This is a genomic window from Phormidium sp. FACHB-592 (genome assembly GCF_014695795.1).
GTDB lineage: Bacteria > Cyanobacteriota > Cyanobacteriia > Leptolyngbyales > Leptolyngbyaceae > Stenomitos.
Window position 1 is genome coordinate 178,777 of sequence record NZ_JACJOZ010000069.1, and the last position, 18,096, is coordinate 196,872.

The following is an 18,096-nucleotide window of genomic DNA, read 5'->3' on the forward strand; positions in this document are numbered from 1 at the left end:
ACTTTTTTTTGCTGTACTCTTAAAATTGGTGCCTCTATCTAGAGATATACTCTGAGTGGGAAGGTACGTTTTTAAATTTGCTCATGAAGGTGTTCGGCTGAAATAATCCAGCATTGGTTATCTCAGTGCAACCTTTCATGTGGTTTTCTCTGTTGACTGATTTTTTCTAGTTAAGGAGCATGAGGAACGCGGCATGACCCAGGCCAACAACGTACTCGAAGTCGAGCTTTTAAGTGATGCCTCTGGCGATTTGCCTGAGAGCGAATTAGGGTTCTTTATTGATGATGAAGATCGAGATGAAACTGCCGATGTTGCTACGGATGAAGAAGATAGTAAGCCTGGTAAGGCTCGGTCTACCCGTCGTCGCACGCCGGTAAAAAAGAAGCATTACACCGAAGACTCTATTCGCTTGTATTTGCAGGAAATTGGACGCATCCGGCTTTTGCGAGCTGATGAAGAAATTGAGCTAGCACGCAAAATTGCTGATTTGCTTGAACTCGAACGTATTCGGGAAGATTTGCTGCTTCAGTTAGACCGCGATCCTCAAGATAAAGAATGGGCTAATGCGGTCAATATGCCGCTTTCAGCCTTCCGCCATCGGCTACACCTGGGTCGTCGTGCCAAAGACAAAATGGTGCAATCGAACCTGAGATTGGTGGTTTCGATCGCCAAGAAGTACATGAACCGGGGGTTGTCGTTCCAGGATCTCATTCAGGAAGGCAGCTTGGGTCTAATTCGTGCTGCAGAGAAATTTGACCACGAAAAGGGCTACAAATTCTCTACTTACGCGACCTGGTGGATTCGTCAGGCAATTACACGGGCGATCGCCGATCAATCTCGCACGATTCGTCTGCCTGTCCATCTTTACGAAACCATCTCACGCATCAAGAAGACAACCAAGCTTCTGTCGCAAGAAATGGGACGTAAGCCGACTGAAGAAGAAATTGCCACGCGCATGGAAATGACCATTGAGAAGCTGCGGTTTATCGCCAAGTCTGCTCAACTGCCAATTTCCTTAGAAACACCGATCGGTAAAGAGGAAGATTCCCGTCTTGGTGACTTTATCGAATCTGACGGTGAAACACCCGAAGATCAAGTTTCTAAGAACCTACTGCGCGAAGACTTAGAAAGTGTTTTAGACACTCTCAGCCCTCGTGAACGCGATGTTCTGAGACTGCGCTATGGCTTAGATGACGGTCGCATGAAAACGCTGGAGGAAATCGGTCAGATTTTTAACGTTACCCGCGAACGTATCCGTCAGATTGAAGCAAAAGCGCTACGGAAACTGCGCCACCCCAACCGCAACAGTGTGTTGAAAGAATACATTCGTTAGGCGATCGGGTTTTACTAGCCTGTGATGTGTAAGGTTTTAGCCCAGCAGAGTTTTTCTGTTGGGCTTTTTATTTGGCTTGGCAGCGGCACGATCGCTGTTGGTGAGGGGAAGGAAGGAAGGATGAGAGTGAAGAAGTGAAAGGGTGAAGGAACTAAATATGCAGGTGGAGACTGTTAGGAAGCGAGTTCGTAGCGCACGTGGTAGAAGGATTGCAGTAGGATGCGTCCACGATGCATCTAAAAGGTGGTTTAGTAGCATTTACATTAAAGTTGGTAGGCATAGCAAAAGAGCCTGAGTCACAATGACTCAGGCTCTTTTACATTAATAAGCTGAATCGAGGCTCTAGTTAAATAAGCCACGGAAGATTGAGTCAACAGTAGAAAACTCTTTTAGCAAGAAGAATGCTACAAGAGCTGCGCCTGTTGAACCAATAAAGAAGCCGCCTGTAAACTGGCTCCAGCCATCAGATGTTTGTAATGCGTCTTTGGAGTGGCTTTCGCCATCAAAGGTCACAAGCCCATAGATTGAAAGGCAAGCAGTTGCTATCAGGATCAGTGCCAGCCCTGAAATGAGTCCGCCTAGCGCGGCTGCATCAGAATCACGCAATGGTCCAAGCTTGACCCAGGGTCCAATCAAGAAATAACCATGAGCGAGACCAATTTCGAGACCACGTACGAGCGGAGCTAACCCTTTGCGGTAAGCAGGCAGATTACCAATAAACGCTCTGGTAAACGCAGAATCGCTAATAGGAGTAGACAAATGCCCTGTAAAGGGATCACCGTTGTAAGGTTGAATAAGTTCTGCATTTCTAGGGTCAGCCATATTGGACGTGTCCTACTTTATCTAAGGTTTCTAAGAATAGGACAATTTTAAGTCCTGAGCGGAATTTCATTTGCAAAGCTGTGAGAACCGTTAAAAAAGTTAATAGGATCGGTCAGCTTAGACAGTGAGCCAAACATTTGAAAGATTCGGAATACGTCTTAAATGTCACGCTAGACAGAGCGATCGCTCCCTCATTCACGATCGCGTTTCTCTTTGCCAACGTATCTTGAAAGTTTGGCGATCGTTGGTACATTACGCTTACCTGTATCTTTACCAGCTTGATCAGGTCTGAACCGCAAAAGCCTCTGGATCGGCATCTCAGTTAACCCACCGAATTGCTTCTCTAGCGGTTGACAGATTCTGGTGTAACTGATGCTTTAAATGTGGGTAAAGACACTTTTATTTTTGGTGGCATCGTTTTAAGCCATTTTCTAAGCTGTTGGAGCATTAATTTACCCAAATAAATGCACAGGATACCTTGCTAAAATTGCGACCTAACTGACCAACAGTTCTCACCAAGAACCGAGTTTCTCCACCGAGAGCACAAACAGGTTCTGTCTACACAGACTCGGCTTCTTTCGCCACACCTCAATCAGCGACATGGTGCCAGCATTCGGGTTCATATTTACGCTGAATGCGGGTTATCTAGGTGCCTTGGGGGATGGCGATCGCCTTGTGTTCTTCATGCGTTAGCGTAGCCGTTTCTGGAAGCACGTGCAGATAAAGTGTGCCGTCTTTTTCATACAGTTCTGCCTGCCCCTTGCTAATGCAGTGCTTGTGCCCGGTCACTTCGCCTTCTGCCAGCGTCAGGTGTGGCAATTTCTGACTGTCTAGAACTGATGTAGAGAAGGCTTGAGTAGGGAGCAAAAGCACATCTCCCTGTCGTAATGGCTGCATAGTAAAACTCCGTTTTTAGTAAGGTTCCCGCCTCGATCGTCTAACGCAACACGAACCACTGCTAAGACCTTAACTGCTTGACTTCAAACAAGGAAACACAGTATCTAAAATTAAGAAAGATTAACGGAGAAACCTCTCCTTTAGTAATCGGTTTCTCATTATAGAAAGGATTAGGTTTGTGGATTTCACCATTCAGAGTGCCCTGGTTCCAGTTGAGCAAGGGTACGAAACAGTTGATGTTCAGCTTATAGATGGACGCATTGCGGCGATCGCTCCCAGTTTGGAAATTGTGGGAGCTGTTGTCGATGGGCGCAATAAGCTGCTGCTGCCTGGTTTTGTCAATGCTCACACCCATTCGCCTGAGCTGTGGCAGCGGGGCATGATTCCCCCTACGCCGCTGGAGCTGTGGATTGCAGAACTGTATGAGTTTGAGCCGCTTGACCCAGAGCAACTTTACCTAAGTGCGTTAGCAACAGCCGTCGAAACCTTGCTGTCAGGTGGTACAAGCGTCGTGGATCATCTGGTGATGATTCCGGGTCGGGAAGTAGAGTCGATCGCAGCAGCGGTACGTGCTTATCGCGAAGTGGGCATCCGTGCCTTTATCGCCCCGTTGATGCAAGACGAGCCACTTACTGCCAGCATTCCATCAGGTGGGGTCAAGCGCGAACATATTCCGTATCAACGATCGACGCAGGAGTCGATCGAGTTGCTTCACAAAGCCATTCAAGAGTTTCATAGACCCGACGAGGGCGTTGTCATTCTGCCTGCACCAACGGGATTGCAGCTTGGTACCGATGCCCTGTTTGAAGGGTTTGTTGAGTTGAGCGATCGCTACACGCTGCCGCTCCATACTCATTTGTTAGAAACCAAAGCGCAACAAATGCTGGCACACGAAAAATACGGCTGTAGCGCAGTGAAGCATTTGAAGGAACTGGGTTTCTTGAGCAGTCGTACCTCTCTAGCGCATTGCGTGTGGTTGGATGAGGCGGACATTGCCATCCTCGCCGAAACTCAGGCAACCGTTGTGCATAATCCACTTAGCAATTTGCGTCTGGGGAGTGGCATTGCACCGATTCTCAAATATCTTCAAGCAGGTATCAATGTGGCGTTTGGTTGCGATGGCTGTGCCAGCAGCGATTCTCAGGATTTGTTAGAAGCAATTAAAATCGGCTCAATTTTGCACAACGTTACCGATTTTGACTATCGCCACTGGATGACACCCCGCAAAGCAATTGAAATAGCGGCGATCGGGGGTGCTACTGGGCTGGGCATGGCAGACGAGTTTGGATCGCTCACTGTGGGTAAGCAGGCAGATCTGGTGCTGTACGACCTGAAGAATCTATCGCTACTGCCGCGCACTGATCCCATCGGGCTGTTAGTGTTGGGTCGTCCGGCGCAAGCAGTGGATAGCGTTTGGGCCAAGGGCAATCGTCTTGTTGCTAACGGCAGCGTCACCACCATTAATGTTGATGACCTGCGACAACAATTGTTCGATCGCAGCCAATGGATCACAAACCGTCAATCGACAAAGATTGCTCAAGTGGAAGCGCACTATCGCTCAGTGATGAACTTGCCAGAGCAGATTAAGGGCTATTCGTAGTGAAGGGCTAAAGGCTAAAGGCTAAAAAGCTGACTGCTGACTGCTGACTGCTGCATTTTAGAATCTGTATAGCTATGCGAGCTAAGTTACGCGATACCGAAATTTACTTTGATATAGAAGGTGCGGGTCTGGTGCCGGATGGCAAACGGATGCGGGAAAAGCCTGTTGCCTTTCTCATTCACGGTGGACCCGGAGCCGATCACACCTCCTTTAAACCAACGCTGTCGCCGTTGAGCCAAAAAATGCAGTTGGTTTACTTCGATCATCGTGGGCAAGGGCGATCGGCACGAGGCGCGAAAGAAACCTACACACTAGACAACAATGTGGAGGATATGGAAGCCCTCCGTCGGCATCTTGGCTTAGACCAGATTGTTGTGATTGGGGCATCCTATGGCGGCATGGTAGCGTTAACCTATGCCAGCCGCTATCCTCAAAACGTGTCGCATCTGATTGCGATCGTCACCGTGCCCGACTACCGCTTTCTGGAACGAGCCAAAGCCATTCTGGCAGAGCGGGGAACAGACGAACAAAAGGCGATCGCGCAACGCCTCTGGGACGGCAACTTTGAGAATGAAGAACAGTTGCGTGAGTATTTCACCGTAATGCGATCGCTCTATTCCATCACTTACGATCCAGACTCGTCGCCAAAAGCCTGGGATCGTGCCATTCTCTCTCCTGATGCCATCAATGTTGCCTTTGGTGGCTTTCTGCGAACTTACGATATTCGCAGCGAATTATCCAAAATTACCGCTCCGACTCTAGTGATTGGTGCGCAGCATGATTGGATCTGCCCACCTGAATTTTCAGAAGAAATTGCTAACGCCATTCCCAACGCCGATCTGCGGATTTTTGAGCATAGCGGTCATTCCATCCGTGCTGATGAACCGGAAGCTCTGCTAGACGCGATCGCGGGCTTTCTTGTTTACAAGCACTAGCCATTCCACACTGCTCTTTCTATGACTTTAAATTCGGTCTACAGAGAGGATTGTCAGGAGCAAACCTGCCAGCCTGAAGCTGTGTAAGTGGCTGCTATGGCTCACCACCGCATAGCTGCATCACTGGATTTAGAAGTGATTACGCCAACGGTGGAAACATTCTACAAGTATTTACAATCAAAACTTGACAGATTCTGCTTCTGATCTCAAAGCGTGAAGTAGAATCAAGAACAATCACTGTTCACAAGAGTTTAGCTGTGGCAACGTCAACGTCCTATCTCCAAACCCTAGCCAAAGATGAAGCGATCGCATTTGTTGCCTCGTTGCAGAAAGTAAAAGATCATTTGAGTCAAGAACTCCAGTGGATGAACGAGCAAGCGCAGCAAAAGACTACTCAAATCCAAGGTATTGAAACGCTCCTGTCTGAAGCCTCAGCGCTAGGATTAGTAACGCCTGAAACCGATTCCATACCAGAAGTAACGCCTGAGAGCGTTGTAGAACTTGCTAGTGCTATAGAGCTTGCTGCCGCAGAGAGTGGGAGTGATGCCTCCAGCGACGAGCCGGAGCCTGTTGCAGCGGCGATCGCAGCGTTACCCGCCAAAAAAACTGCAATCAAGCAGCGGGGTAGCCAACAAAAAGCCAAGCCAGCAAAAACGCCGCCTGGTCCAAAACCATCAGCGACGACCCAGACCACCACAGCGAAAAAACCATCGAAACCAGCAACGCCGTCAGCCGGTAAAACGAACCAGCGAGGCAAAACATCAAACTTACAGCGGTTCTTGAAGAGTCAATGGAGCGACAAAGCACTGACAGAATCGGTGGGTGACATTCTTAGTAACGCTTCAGCACCGCTGAGTACGGATGAGGTGATGGCTGAGTTGTACGATGGCTTATCTAAAGAGGATTACAATCGCGCGAAAAATTCCCTAGCCAATATCCTCTCAGTGGGTCGCAGCAAGGGCACATGGAAAAGCACGGGCAGAGGACGTTATGCTGGCAATGCTGTAGCAACCGGCTGAGCAAGACGGACTTCATAGCCACTTAAAAACAGTCACTTAAAAATCTACGCCGCGCTTAAGGTCAATGCCTTTTTCGGCGTAGTGCTTGTGGCAAATCATTTCAGAGTGGATGCTAGCAAGGTCAAAGTAGGCGGGAGGATTTTTGCAGCGTCCGGTGATGATGACTTCGGTATCGCGGGGTTTACGTAGCAGTGCCTGGACGATCGGTTCTTCTGGCAACAACTCTAAATCGACAGTGGGATTCAGTTCATCCAAAATGATGGTTTTGTACAGCCCTGACGCGATCGCGGCTCTAGCAATTTCCCAGCCGCGCTCTGCCTCGACGTAATCAAGTTCCTGCTGCTGCCCACGCCAAACGATCGCGTCGCGTCCGCAGCGCTGATGATCCACAAGATTAGGATAGCTTTGGTTAAGGGCGGCGATCGCAGCATCTTCGGTATAGCCACTGCCGCCCTTGAGCCACTGCATAATCAGCACACGATGAGATTTGTCCTGACTGATGCCTTTGCCGATCGCTTGCAACGCTTTACCAAGCGCACTCGTCGATTTGCCTTTGCCTGAGCCAGTGTAAATCTCGATACCGGCAATGCCCTGCTCTTTGGCGCCAGCGTGGTAATGAGGGCGCATTTCTGAGTGCAAGTCAGCAACATCAAGCAGCGGTTGGGGTGCGCCACGACCCGTTGCAATAACTTCCATGTGATCGGGTTTGCGCTTGAGGGCACTGACCACTTCATCGACCGGCAACAAGCCTAAATCCAATACAGGGTTCAGCTCATCGAGTACAACGACAGAGTAAAGACCGGAAGCGATCGCACCTTTTGCCACATCCCAGCCGCGCTGTGCTTCAAGCGTGTCAAAGCGGGTAATATCGTCTGCCCCAAAAAATTCGGCTCTGCCCGTACGCACTTGATCGATCAGATGCGGAAAGCCGCGCTGCAATGCCTCGATCGCCCCATCTTCGTCATACGTCCGTCCTGGTCCCTTCAGAAAGCGCAGCAGCAATACACGGGTCTGCAAGTCGGAGTGAATGCCCAAACCAATGGAACGTAGCACTACGCCCAACGCCGCTTGAGACTTTCCCTTTCCAGCGCCATCGTAAACATGAATTTGCCCAGTGAGCCGCTCGGAGCGTGCATTCGCCGTCCGAATTCCAATGCCTGTGCGTGCCATAGGCTCCAACGTTTGCTGCCGCTTCATTTTAACGAATCCTGCCTCTTTTAGCGCATTCGTTTGTGAGTTTACGCTATATATAGCGGTTTAGCGCATAAAGTAGCCGTTAAACACTTCGAGCGTTTGAAACAGTTGGGCGCTTGCTTCGTCTTATAAAGGAAAATCGGGCGCGCTTTTAGAGTTACCTTTAGGTGGGGTTGTATGATCAAACAGCGTACAATGCAGCCGCAGACGGAAAGAGGCTCTAAGACGATCGCTAGCTACCGACTTGATCAGCCTCTGTAACACCCAACTTGTGTTGATAAGCTTAAATGGGTTAATCGTTGTGTGGATCGGTTCGACAACGTTAGAGGGGCATCTGTTTTCCACTCACGTCGCTTGTGTTGACCGTTCGATGCTTTCATTTAGCGGAAGGGGCATTGTATATGAGGCTCAAAGTTGTTCAAAACACTACATTCAAGCAATCGACTGCTGATGCTGACAAGCTATCTGCAAAAGATAAGGTGTCTGTAGCCGCAGGAAAGGTTTTTGAGTTGAGTTCCTGGAAATTTGTTGAGAAAGACCATCTCAAGGTCGCGATCTTAGGTGAGGTACTGGGCGATCCACCCCGCAATACCTGGCACACCTATGGGTATCATGTGCAGTTAATCGACAGCAAGGGCAAAGTGGCTTACAGTAAGCCCCAGCCTGCACCTGCGCCACCACCCGGCGCACTGCCAAAAAGCAAGAATCTCAACATTCCGTATAAAAGCCAGCTTGACAATGCCGTGAACCCAACCGGAGCCTGCAATGTTACTAGCTTTGCAATGGTGATGGCGTACTTCCGCATTAAGCAGCGCACCAGTGCCGCCCAGTACGAGGACGAACTGTATCGTTACATGGATGGTAATGGCTTGAGCCGTCACGAGCCGGACGATCTGGCAAGGATGGCGAGAGCGTATGGCATTGAGAATAACCTGACCCTGCGAGGTAGTTTGGCAGATATTCGCAAGGCGATCGCTGAAGGTCGTCCCTGCATTATCCACGGTTACTTCACGAGCTTTGGTCATATCGTGGTCGTGCGTGGCTACAACCAGAGCGGCTTCTACGTTAATGATCCCTACGGCGAGTGGACGGCTTCTGGCTATCTCACCGATCGCTCTGGGCAGAACCTCTTTTATTCCAACAGCCTGATTCAAAGCAAATGCAGCCCCGAAGGTTCCAACTATGTTTGGCTACACCGTTTGTCTAAGGCTTAGGGTTTGTAAAAAAACAGCCATTGGTTTAGATGAACGGTCAGCGTTTAGTGCGAGAACCGATGCTAGTCGCTGAAAGCTGAGCGCTAGTGGCTAAATAGCTGTTTAGCCACCAATCAACTTAGCTATCAATCAACGTGATCGCTTGGCGATCGGTAATTGCAGTCGTGCTATCAGCTTTGCCAAATGCGGTTCAAAGCGCTGGAAGTCTTCGAGCGTCTTAAACTTGCCTGTCTCTGATGTAGCATCAAACGCAGTTGTGATGATGTACAGCGTGGCACCATCAAAGGCAACATAGCCAACGCGCTGTTCGTGGATGTCCTTATCTTGCTTGATGCCTGAAAAACCGTAGCGGAATCCCTTTAGCTTACCAAGCGACACTTGTACGGGCGGCTGAGAGGCAAAGGTAATGCTGTCACCGTATGCAGTCTTGCGATCGTCTTTAAAGAAGGCGTAGTAGTCTTCGACCCAGGCTTTAAGGGCGATCGCCACTTGCTTGCGATATTTAGGAGCAGCGTAGTTTGCCTTGGCTGGAATGCCTGCCTCTTTCAGCTTTTGCCTCAAATCAGGTCGGCTGCTAATGAGGTGTGTTCCCAGTTCTACCGTACCGACTAGAGCCTGTTGATCGTACACACAGAGCATCGGCGCTTTGCTACTGCGATCGCACGGTGCCACACGCCACGGTGAGGGTGGTTGAGCCTTGCCCAATGCCCGCGTCCATACACTTACCTCACGCAAATTAGCAGGCAGCATCGGCTTGATGGGATCAGCCGCCAGCAAACGATCGCCAAAAACGGGTTTGCTACTAACGGAAACGGCAGCTAGAGCGATCGCCAAACAGCCAAAGCGCAGGCTTCTCACAAGCAATCTCGTCATAACCAGTGATGCCATAGAGGACTTCAAATTAGGATCATACGTCGGTTTCTGAATCCATCAGGAGAAAGGCTGAGGGGTGAGGGCTAAAAGTTTTGAGTGCTAAAGTGAACCAGGACATCTATGGCAAAAGGCTAAAGTCTAAAGGATTAAGTAGAACCCTTACCAGAAGCAGAACTGGGAACCCTAATCTGCTCATCATCTCATTTAGCCAGGAGTACGAAGTTAAGTTAGAACGGCAAGACACTCAGGTGGGTGGAAATGAGCCTGTGACTAAGTTGGAGAATAGATACCAAGTTGGAGAATAGATACCGTCGGGCAAGCTGCGGCACAAACGTTGCCCGTTGCGAAAAATGCTACACCGCCAACTCTGAATGTACTGAATTTGTTTCCATAGTACGCAACTGTACTGATCGCAATTTCTGTAACAACTATTGTTGATCTATGTTGCATTAAACCTTTCTATAAACTCGATCGCCGCTGCTATGCCTCATTTACCTCTACTGCGAAAAGGTTTACGAGTGCTTGTAGTCGATGGTACTGCTGATTGTAGAGATTTGCTAACGATGTTATTTGACAGCTATAAGGTTGAAACGACTACAGCAACCTGCGTTAGTGAAGCGATCGAACGCATGCAACAAACTCTCCCCGATTTTGTGATTAGTGAGCTTTTTCTGCCGAGTGAAGATGGACACGCACTCATGGATAAGGTGAAAGCCTTTGAAACGACCTATCGTGTTCAGATTCCGGCAATTGCTTTAACGGTATGTGTTGGAGTGCATGAGCGTACTCGTGCCCTCACGGCTGGGTTTTGTCGGCACTTAGCCAAACCGTTAGACATCGACAAGCTACTTGCTATGATCGTTTGCCGTACCGGGTCGGTTCAAGCGATGGCAGCAAACACCTGTTTATAGCAATCGACTTTTTCTCAAAGAATGTTCTAAAAAGGGCGACTTCGACGCCGTTATGAGGCTTTTATGACCGCTGAAAATCAAATATTGGCTTTGCTCTCTGCCGATGTGCTCGATCGGCTTACACCTCATCTTGAGCAGGTTACCTTAAGTCAGGGTTCGATCGTCCATCAGCCTGGCGAGCCATTGCTGCATATCTTTTTCCCACTCGACTGTCTTTTCTCGATCACCATCACCATGCAAGATGGTGCGACAGCAGAGGTCGGGATGGTCGGCAATCAAGAAGTGCTGGGTCTTAACGCTTTGATGGGCAACAGTGCAACCACACAGACAGCATACATGGTTCAGATCGCAGGCAACGCGATGAGAATTGAGGTGCAGAGACTAGAGGAGGAGTTCAAACGCTATGATGAACTTCACAATTTACTCCTACGCTACACTTAGGCGTTTATGGTGCAGGTCTCTCAAACGGCGGCTTGCAACTCGCTCCACACGCTAGACCAACGCCTACCACGTTGGTTACTCGAAACGCAATTCCGTATTGACTCCGACAATCTGCCGCTAACGCAGGAGTTTATCGCCCATATGCTAGGCGTGCGGCGGGCAGGGGTGACGCTGGCAGCGCAACGGCTACAAGAGCGAAAACTGATTCAGTATCAACGGGGAAGAGTCCAAATCCTCAATCGATCTGGGCTAGAAGCCTCTGCGTGTGAATGTTTCAGAACCACTAAAGCGGAATACGATCGCTTGCTGAGGGGAAATTAACATTGCCTTTTTGTCCTTAAACCCGATGATGGTTTTTTCGGCTTTTTACTGCAATTGCTCAATGAGGCGATCGCCGACTCGCAGAGCATTGGCAATAACCGTCAAACCGGGGCTAACACTGGCATGAGATGGAAAGAAGCTGCTATCGACAACATAGAGATTATGCACTTCATGGGTACGGCAGTCTAGATTTAAGACTGAGGTCGCTGGATCTTCGCCAAACCGACAGGTGCCACACTGATGCGCCACAACCTGTACAGGCATATCACTACGAGGATGCGTTGTGCGGTTAAATAGATTGGGCTGAGACTGCTCAACGCTTTTCAACGCGTCAACCCAACGATAAACCAGGCGATCATGCGCTTCGACGTTATTAGGCGTGTAATCGATTCGTAGCTTATCTCCCACATAACGAACCCGATTGTCTGCATGGGGCAAGTCCTCTGTTTTCAACCACCAGCCGATCGAATGGGTTGCCAACTGCCGCAAGCCAAAATTAGGCATGAGTCGAGACAACGCCGATAAAATGGGAGGGGCTTCGGCAAAAATGACATCCTGGAGAATCCCGCCAGAGTTTTGCACATGACCCATCGGATACGGAAAATCCTTGTCTCCCCAGTAAAAATCATTCAGCCCCAGCGTACGAGAAAACAACCCAGAATTAGCGGTAGAGGTCAACTGCACGACAACAGACAGCAGTTGTTTCATCAAGTTGCGTCCCACCTGATCAGAGCCATTTGCAATTCCCTTAGGGTGTTTTTCGTTAGCAGACCGCAACAGCAAGGCTGCCGAATTTACAGCACCACAGGCAAGCACCACAACATCGCCTAAAAATAAATAGGACTGCTCCCCAATTTTTGCCTCAACTGCTTTGATCTCTGAGCCAGATGGATTGGTATGCAGGAGAACGACCTGGGCAGACGTTTTGAGCGTCACGTTCTCGCTGTTGAGTACGGGAGTAATGCCGGTATCTTCGGCATCCGTTCGACCAAAATCACCTAACCCTAGCGGTAGATGAACGGGATGTAACCCTTGCTCAGCCAAAGAACCGCCAATTTGTTGCACTAATGGTTCGTGGGCAACTTCTGAAAAGGGATAGGCTTCGCTGTGGGATGGCTCGGTTGGATCATCCTCAAACTTACCGTGTACTTGATACAGTTTTTCCGCTTCCGTATAGTAAGGCTCAAAGTCCTGGTATTTTAATGACCATGCTGGAGAAAGCCCACCTTGATGTTGCACTTGCTCAAAGTCACGTTCGCGCCTTCGCTGCAAAACACCGCTCCAGATTTTGGTATTGCCACCCACTGCGTAATACGTTTGTGGAGAAAAGGGCTCTCCCGAACTATCGTGCCAGGATTCGGGCGCATGGTATTGCTCTTTTTTAAAGACTTCTGTATCGATTAACTCTGAGCTTTCGCGGTAAATTAATTCCCCTCGTTCCAGCAGCAAAATCTTTTTGCCAGTTGGTGCTAATTTACGGGCTAGAGTGCCGCCACCCGCTCCAGTACCGATGATAATCACGTCATAGTGTTGGTCGTCAACGATCATAGGAGTCTCCTACTGCCAAACATAAATTAGCGTGTATAACACGATCCAAATGACATCAACAAAGTGCCAGAACAAAGAGGTTGCCTCGACACCAAAGAAACCATTGTCGTAGTTACCGGGAAGGAACGATCGCCCCAGCATCAACCCTTGCAGCAGAATGCCAGTGAGGACATGCAAACCATGAAAGCCAGTGAGTAGATAGAACAGGCTGCCAAACAAACCGGACTGATAAGTAAAGGGCAAACCACGCCATTCTACTGCCTGCCCAAATAGGAAGTAGCCTCCCATGACCATTGTCGCCAGGAGAAAGAGGCGAAACCCCCAGAGCTTTTTGTCATGCAAATATCGTTCAGCGACATAGATCACAAAACTACTGGAGACCAGCACGATCGTATTAAGCAATGGTTCTCTGGTTTCTAGCCCGGTAACGCCTGCTGGATACCAATCAGTCGTCGTGGTTTTGAAGATGGTATAACCCACAAAAAAGCTCAGGAAAATCACACTTTCTGACAGCAGAAACACAATAAAGCCAAACTTACTGTTTCCTGCTTCGTCATGCTCTTGGTGCTCTCGGACGTTTGCTTCGAGGTCTTGGGAAAGCGCTCTTTCTGCCGTCATGATGTTTTCTGCTGTGTCAGAGATTCTGGGAAATCAGTCAAGTTAGGGTTTGGGATGTTTTCGACCAACGGTTCGTTTCTGCCGTAGCCATAGGGACCCGAAATCACAATCGGCGTTTCTTCATAGTTTTCGACTGAGGGTGGTGAAGAGGTGAGCCACTCTAAGCCGTATGCTCGCCAGGGATTGTTGCCAACTTTGTCGCCGCGAATCCAGGCGCTCACCATGTTGAGAATAAACGGCAGTGTAGACAGACCCAGTAGAAAGCCACCAATGCTGGCGACCACATTCCAATAAGCAAACTCTGGATCATAAGAAGCGACCCGACGCGGCATTCCCATCAGCCCCAGGGGATGCATTGGCAAAAAGATTAACGCGGTGCCAATATACGTCAGCGCAAAATGCAGTTTGCCCAGACCTTCGTAATACATACGCCCTGTCATTTTGGGGAACCAGTGATAGATCCCGGCATAGATGCCCATGACGATCGCCCCGTACAGCACATAATGAAAGTGACCGACTACGAAGTACGTATTGTGAACGTGAAGATCGATCGGCACTGAACCCAAAAAGATGCCCGTGATGCCTGCAAACAACCAGTTGCTAATGCCACCCAGCGCAAACAGCATCGGCGTCGTAAACCGGATTTTGCCACCCCACACGGTCGCGACCCAGCCAAACACCTTAATGCCAGAGGGAATGGCAACCAACATGGTCGTCACCATAAAGAACATCCGCATCCAGGGAGGGGTAGCACTGGCAAACATATGATGCACCCACACAGTACTGCTGATGATGGTAATGACGATCGACGAGGCGGCAATCACGCGGTAACCAAACAACGGCTTACGCGCATGAACGGGCAGCACTTCCGAAAAGATGCCAAAGGCAGGCAACACCATCACGTACACGGCAGGATGGGAATAAAACCAGAAAAAATGCTGGTAGAGAATGGGATTTCCACCGCGTTCGGGGGCAAAAAAGCTGGTTCCAGCCGTTAAATCTAGCAGCAACATGATCGCGCCGCCTGTAAGTGATGGCAAGCCATAAAGCTGAATCAACTGTGCCCCTAGCACTGCCCAAACAAAGGCAGGCATTCTAAACCAGGTCATTCCTGGCGTACGCATCCTAAAAATGGTGGTGACAAAATTCACTGCCCCCATAATCGAGGAAACACCCGAAATGGCGACAGAGAGAATCCAAAGCACTTGTCCGTTAAGCAAATTTCCGGTTGGATTCTGCAAACTGACAGGTGGATAAGCCCACCAGCCTGACTGCGACGGACCGCCCGGAATCAGAAAACTTGACAGCATCAACACGCCTGCGATCGGGATCATCCAAAACGAGACCGCATTGAGCCGAGGAAAAGCCATGTCTCGCGCTCCGATCATTAATGGCACCAGGTAGTTTCCCAGTCCCACCAAAACGGGAAACGTCCAGAAAAACAGCATGATCGAGCCGTGCATGGTAAACAGCGCGTTATAAACCGTGCGATCGACCAGATCTGCTTCGGGGGTAATTAGCTCGCCCCGCATAATCATGGCAAACAGTCCGCCAACCAGAAAAAAGACAAAAGACGTGACGATATATTGAATGCCAATGACTTTGTGATCGGTGCTGAAGGTAAAAAACCGCTTCCAGTTGTCGGGCGCACCGGGGTACGGTTGTCCGCGAATAATGTCTGGAGCCTCGATCGAAATATTCGTCATAAAGTCCTTAATCCTTCGCTAATCCTTCAAGTCCTTACGGGACGTTACACAAACGCTAAATGAGAGCAAGCTGCATCAGATGGCTGGGCTGTCAGGCTTATGCTTTGGTGCATAGTTCACCACCGGTGGCGGCGCAGGTGGAATCGTTGCCCAACCACGAACGGCAACCTTATCCTTGGTGTTACCTGCTCCCCGTTCAGAAGTTTGGTCATACTCGTAGGCAGCCTGGTTAAAAGCGGCGCTGGGCGTTTGAGTCGCCGCATCGGCTAACCACTGCTGGTAATCGCTGGGTGATTGCACGACCACATCGGTTTGATTGGCAGCAAAATAAGTACCGCTATACATCGAGTCCCGTAAGCGATATGTTCCCGTTTTTATAGGAGTGAGTTCAAAATTGATATCCTGTTTGGGAACCACATACTGACTCAAGCGAAAGGCTGGAATGTAAAACCCATGCAGCACGTCCTCCGATCGCAACGTGAACCGAATACGGCGATCAACTGGTAAATGTAGTTCAGTGCTGGTGATATCCTGCTCTGGATAGTGAAATACCCATGCCCACTGTTTAGCCATCACATCAATCTGCTCAATGGGGGCGACCTCTACTGCATCTTGAATCTGCTGTTGAGGCATACTGTCAAACGGTTCAGCATAAGCAGGCTCCATCACCTGTGGCACATGCAGATGCACCAGTTCCATCGGACCACGAATGGACATTTTTTCGTAAGTACGATAACTGACAAAAGCAAGGGTTAACACCAAAACCAGCGGCGTTGCTGTCCAAATAATTTCTAGCCAGGTGTTGCCTTCGATCGGTGGAGCATCGCTCGTGTCGTACTTACTGGCTCGATGAAAGACCAGCGAGTAGATAAAGGGACCAATCACACCCAGGTAAACGAATGTGCCTAACCCTGTAAAGAGACTGAATAAATCATCCAGCAGCTTCGATTCCGCTGATGCTTCTGGCGGAAACCAGGAGTAAGATTGCTTCGCCATCCAAAAGCTAGCAAACGTAACCAGGATGGCGTAGACCGTCATTATCAAAATTGCGCGGAGTTTCATCATGACAGCGATCGCATCATATTAAACGTGAGATAGAAGGCAGAAGGCACAGGGCAAAAGGGCGGAAGCAGAAACCGAAGTCGAGGGAAAAGGGCGAAAAAATATTCTTACCTTCTGCCTCCTGCCTTCTACCTTTCTTTACCTAAAGCTGATTAGGACTTTCGCCCAGGTGCAGCAGTTGATCTGCCGTAATGTGAATACCGAACTCAGCACCTAGATGTGCACCTAACGTTCCCTGCACAAACATCAGTGCAAAAACAAACAAACCAGCAGCTAAATAGCTCCACTGCACCTGTCTTGCCATGTCTTTGCGCCAGCGATAGCGTTGAAAACCCCGCCAGACAGTCATCCCCACAATCAGCGTTAAAATAATGACTCCCCCAACCCCGTGTACAATCATCGTCTCCAGGGCGTGAAAGCCCCAGGCACTCTTGACATCGGCTAGTGGTACAGCCAAAGAAATTTCAAAAAAACCGGCAGCGACCGTAAAAAAAGTAATGACTGCGGCGGCTAGCAAGTTATACCAACCAACATCGAACAGCGCAGAGCGGGTAGCCGGAATCGCTAAAAACTTAAAGACTGCTTTTTCGATCGGAAACAGTGTCGCTACGATATCGAAGGCGATCGCCACAATAAATAAACCCAACGTCAGATGTACCAGGTTGGGATGAATCGGGATTGGATAAGGCAACCCGTTAGCACCTAAACTGCCCCACTGTCTTAGTAGATCTGGATTCATGACAGACCGCCTCTAATCGCATCTACAACCGGAATTGTATGCAGACCATAGACCCAAACCAGTACGCTGCCCAAGTATGACTGAACACAAACTAGCCCAGCTAACAGCACACTTGCTATGAGGTAAGGGATGGGTAACTGCGGTCTTTCCTGTAACCGCAACACATACCGCCATGCTGTGACGATCGCCAAAATTGCTGAGAGCGACCAGCCCAAAATTGTATGGATATTTAAGGTAGACACGGACGCTGCATAAGGTTCTGCTAGACCCGCTTCAATCTGCCCAAAAATAATGGCGATAAAGATCGAAACCGTTGCGAATGCAAGGTTCCACCAACTAACCTCATGCAATCTAGAGTTTTTTGTGAAATAGCCGACGACATCGCAGAACACTGCAAAGAGCACCATCGCAATGACAAAATGCACCACGATCGGGTGAATAGTGTCGGGGTAAGGAAGGTTGTGCTCGTTAAGTGGCGGAAGATAGTTAAACACAGGTCTTTAGGAGCATACAGTGACAGTTAAATGGAGCAGTACCCAAAAATCATATTGATAATTTAACGGTTTCACAGCAATTTAATAAAGGGTTGGTAGATTTAGAGCGAGAACAACTGCCCTGCAAAAGATTACGCTTGCAGGCTATCTTCATTTTCTCCTCTACAGAATCAGTCTAAAGGGGGAAGGATTTATCTCAGCTATGCCGTTCAAAAGATGATGAGCAGTAATTCAGCCCGTAATCATTTAGAAAGTGTTTGTAAATGCTGGTTAAGCAGGTTTCAAGTTCCTCGTTCGTCGGTTGTTTGTTAACCGCCTCAGCATCAACCGAATCATGACCACATAAACCATGCCTTCATGATTTTCAGG

General features: G+C 49.1%; 18 protein-coding genes. 8 read left to right on the forward strand and 10 right to left on the reverse strand.

Annotated features, from left to right (window positions below):
- Positions 1 to 193: 193 nt before the first annotated feature.
- Positions 194 to 1,333 (forward strand): RNA polymerase sigma factor RpoD, encoded by a 1,140-nt coding sequence (gene rpoD, locus H6F86_RS18255; protein WP_190450145.1) that lies wholly within the window; start codon positions 194 to 196, stop codon positions 1,331 to 1,333.
- 342 nt (positions 1,334 to 1,675) lie between these two features.
- Here rpoD and H6F86_RS18260 read toward each other — a convergent pair whose 3' ends face one another.
- Positions 1,676 to 2,155, reverse strand: coding sequence for a photosystem I reaction center protein subunit XI (locus tag H6F86_RS18260; protein WP_190450146.1), 480 nt, complete (start codon positions 2,153 to 2,155; stop codon positions 1,676 to 1,678).
- 645 nt (positions 2,156 to 2,800) lie between these two features.
- Positions 2,801 to 3,052, reverse strand: a complete 252-nt coding sequence (locus tag H6F86_RS18265; protein ID WP_190450147.1) for a hypothetical protein — start codon at positions 3,050 to 3,052, stop codon at positions 2,801 to 2,803.
- A gap of 178 nt (positions 3,053 to 3,230) precedes the next feature.
- Between H6F86_RS18265 and H6F86_RS18270 the strand changes: the two genes are divergently transcribed.
- From H6F86_RS18270 to H6F86_RS18280, 3 genes are all read left to right on the forward strand, one after another.
- A complete protein-coding gene (locus H6F86_RS18270) occupies positions 3,231 to 4,652 on the forward strand; it encodes an amidohydrolase family protein (RefSeq protein ID WP_190450148.1) in 1,422 nt (473 codons plus the stop codon).
- Positions 4,653 to 4,726: 74 nt separating this feature from the next.
- Positions 4,727 to 5,587, forward strand: a complete 861-nt coding sequence (locus tag H6F86_RS18275) for an alpha/beta fold hydrolase (protein ID WP_190450149.1) — start codon at positions 4,727 to 4,729, stop codon at positions 5,585 to 5,587.
- Positions 5,588 to 5,844: 257 nt separating this feature from the next.
- A complete protein-coding gene (locus tag H6F86_RS18280; protein WP_190450150.1) occupies positions 5,845 to 6,606 on the forward strand; it encodes a hypothetical protein in 762 nt (253 codons plus the stop codon).
- Between the two features lie 36 nt (positions 6,607 to 6,642).
- Here the strand turns inward: H6F86_RS18280 and H6F86_RS18285 are convergent, their stop codons facing one another.
- Positions 6,643 to 7,803 (reverse strand): cob(I)yrinic acid a,c-diamide adenosyltransferase, encoded by a 1,161-nt coding sequence (locus tag H6F86_RS18285; RefSeq protein WP_347240645.1) that lies wholly within the window; start codon positions 7,801 to 7,803, stop codon positions 6,643 to 6,645.
- Positions 7,804 to 8,201: 398 nt separating this feature from the next.
- Between H6F86_RS18285 and H6F86_RS18290 the strand changes: the two genes are divergently transcribed.
- On the forward strand, positions 8,202 to 9,014 hold the full coding sequence (locus H6F86_RS18290; protein WP_190450151.1) for a C39 family peptidase: 813 nt from the start codon (positions 8,202 to 8,204) through the stop codon (positions 9,012 to 9,014).
- Positions 9,015 to 9,143: 129 nt separating this feature from the next.
- Here H6F86_RS18290 and H6F86_RS18295 read toward each other — a convergent pair whose 3' ends face one another.
- Positions 9,144 to 9,887: a hypothetical protein gene (locus tag H6F86_RS18295; RefSeq protein ID WP_190450152.1), complete on the reverse strand. Its 744-nt coding sequence runs from the start codon at positions 9,885 to 9,887 to the stop codon at positions 9,144 to 9,146.
- A 431-nt stretch (positions 9,888 to 10,318) separates the two neighbouring features.
- Here H6F86_RS18295 and H6F86_RS18300 point away from each other — a divergent pair, with 431 nt between their 5' ends.
- The 3 genes from H6F86_RS18300 (at position 10,319) to H6F86_RS31635 (ending at position 11,560) form a co-directional block, all read left to right on the forward strand.
- Positions 10,319 to 10,798 (forward strand): response regulator, encoded by a 480-nt coding sequence (locus tag H6F86_RS18300; protein WP_199305361.1) that lies wholly within the window; start codon positions 10,319 to 10,321, stop codon positions 10,796 to 10,798.
- A gap of 63 nt (positions 10,799 to 10,861) precedes the next feature.
- A complete protein-coding gene (locus H6F86_RS31630) occupies positions 10,862 to 11,239 on the forward strand; it encodes a Crp/Fnr family transcriptional regulator (protein WP_199305362.1) in 378 nt (125 codons plus the stop codon).
- Between the two features lie 6 nt (positions 11,240 to 11,245).
- Positions 11,246 to 11,560, forward strand: a complete 315-nt coding sequence (locus tag H6F86_RS31635; RefSeq protein ID WP_199305363.1) for a helix-turn-helix domain-containing protein — start codon at positions 11,246 to 11,248, stop codon at positions 11,558 to 11,560.
- Positions 11,561 to 11,605: 45 nt separating this feature from the next.
- Here the strand turns inward: H6F86_RS31635 and H6F86_RS18310 are convergent, their stop codons facing one another.
- The 6 genes from H6F86_RS18310 to H6F86_RS18335 all read right to left on the reverse strand — a co-directional run bounded on the left by H6F86_RS18310 (position 11,606) and on the right by H6F86_RS18335 (position 17,727).
- Positions 11,606 to 13,108 (reverse strand): GMC family oxidoreductase, encoded by a 1,503-nt coding sequence (locus H6F86_RS18310; protein ID WP_190450153.1) that lies wholly within the window; start codon positions 13,106 to 13,108, stop codon positions 11,606 to 11,608.
- A gap of 9 nt (positions 13,109 to 13,117) precedes the next feature.
- Positions 13,118 to 13,726, reverse strand: coding sequence for a heme-copper oxidase subunit III (locus tag H6F86_RS18315; RefSeq protein WP_190450154.1), 609 nt, complete (start codon positions 13,724 to 13,726; stop codon positions 13,118 to 13,120).
- Positions 13,723 to 15,432, reverse strand: a complete 1,710-nt coding sequence (ctaD, locus tag H6F86_RS18320; RefSeq protein ID WP_190450155.1) for a cytochrome c oxidase subunit I — start codon at positions 15,430 to 15,432, stop codon at positions 13,723 to 13,725. The genes H6F86_RS18315 and ctaD overlap by 4 nt, the downstream gene beginning before the upstream one ends.
- A gap of 75 nt (positions 15,433 to 15,507) precedes the next feature.
- Complete coding sequence (locus H6F86_RS18325; RefSeq protein ID WP_190450156.1) at positions 15,508 to 16,497, reverse strand: cytochrome c oxidase subunit II; 990 nt, start codon at positions 16,495 to 16,497, stop codon at positions 15,508 to 15,510.
- 139 nt (positions 16,498 to 16,636) lie between these two features.
- Complete coding sequence (locus tag H6F86_RS18330; RefSeq protein WP_190450157.1) at positions 16,637 to 17,233, reverse strand: DUF2231 domain-containing protein; 597 nt, start codon at positions 17,231 to 17,233, stop codon at positions 16,637 to 16,639.
- Positions 17,230 to 17,727, reverse strand: coding sequence for a DUF2231 domain-containing protein (locus tag H6F86_RS18335; protein WP_190450158.1), 498 nt, complete (start codon positions 17,725 to 17,727; stop codon positions 17,230 to 17,232). Before H6F86_RS18335 ends, H6F86_RS18330 begins: the two co-directional genes overlap by 4 nt.
- Positions 17,728 to 18,096: the final 369 nt, after the last annotated feature.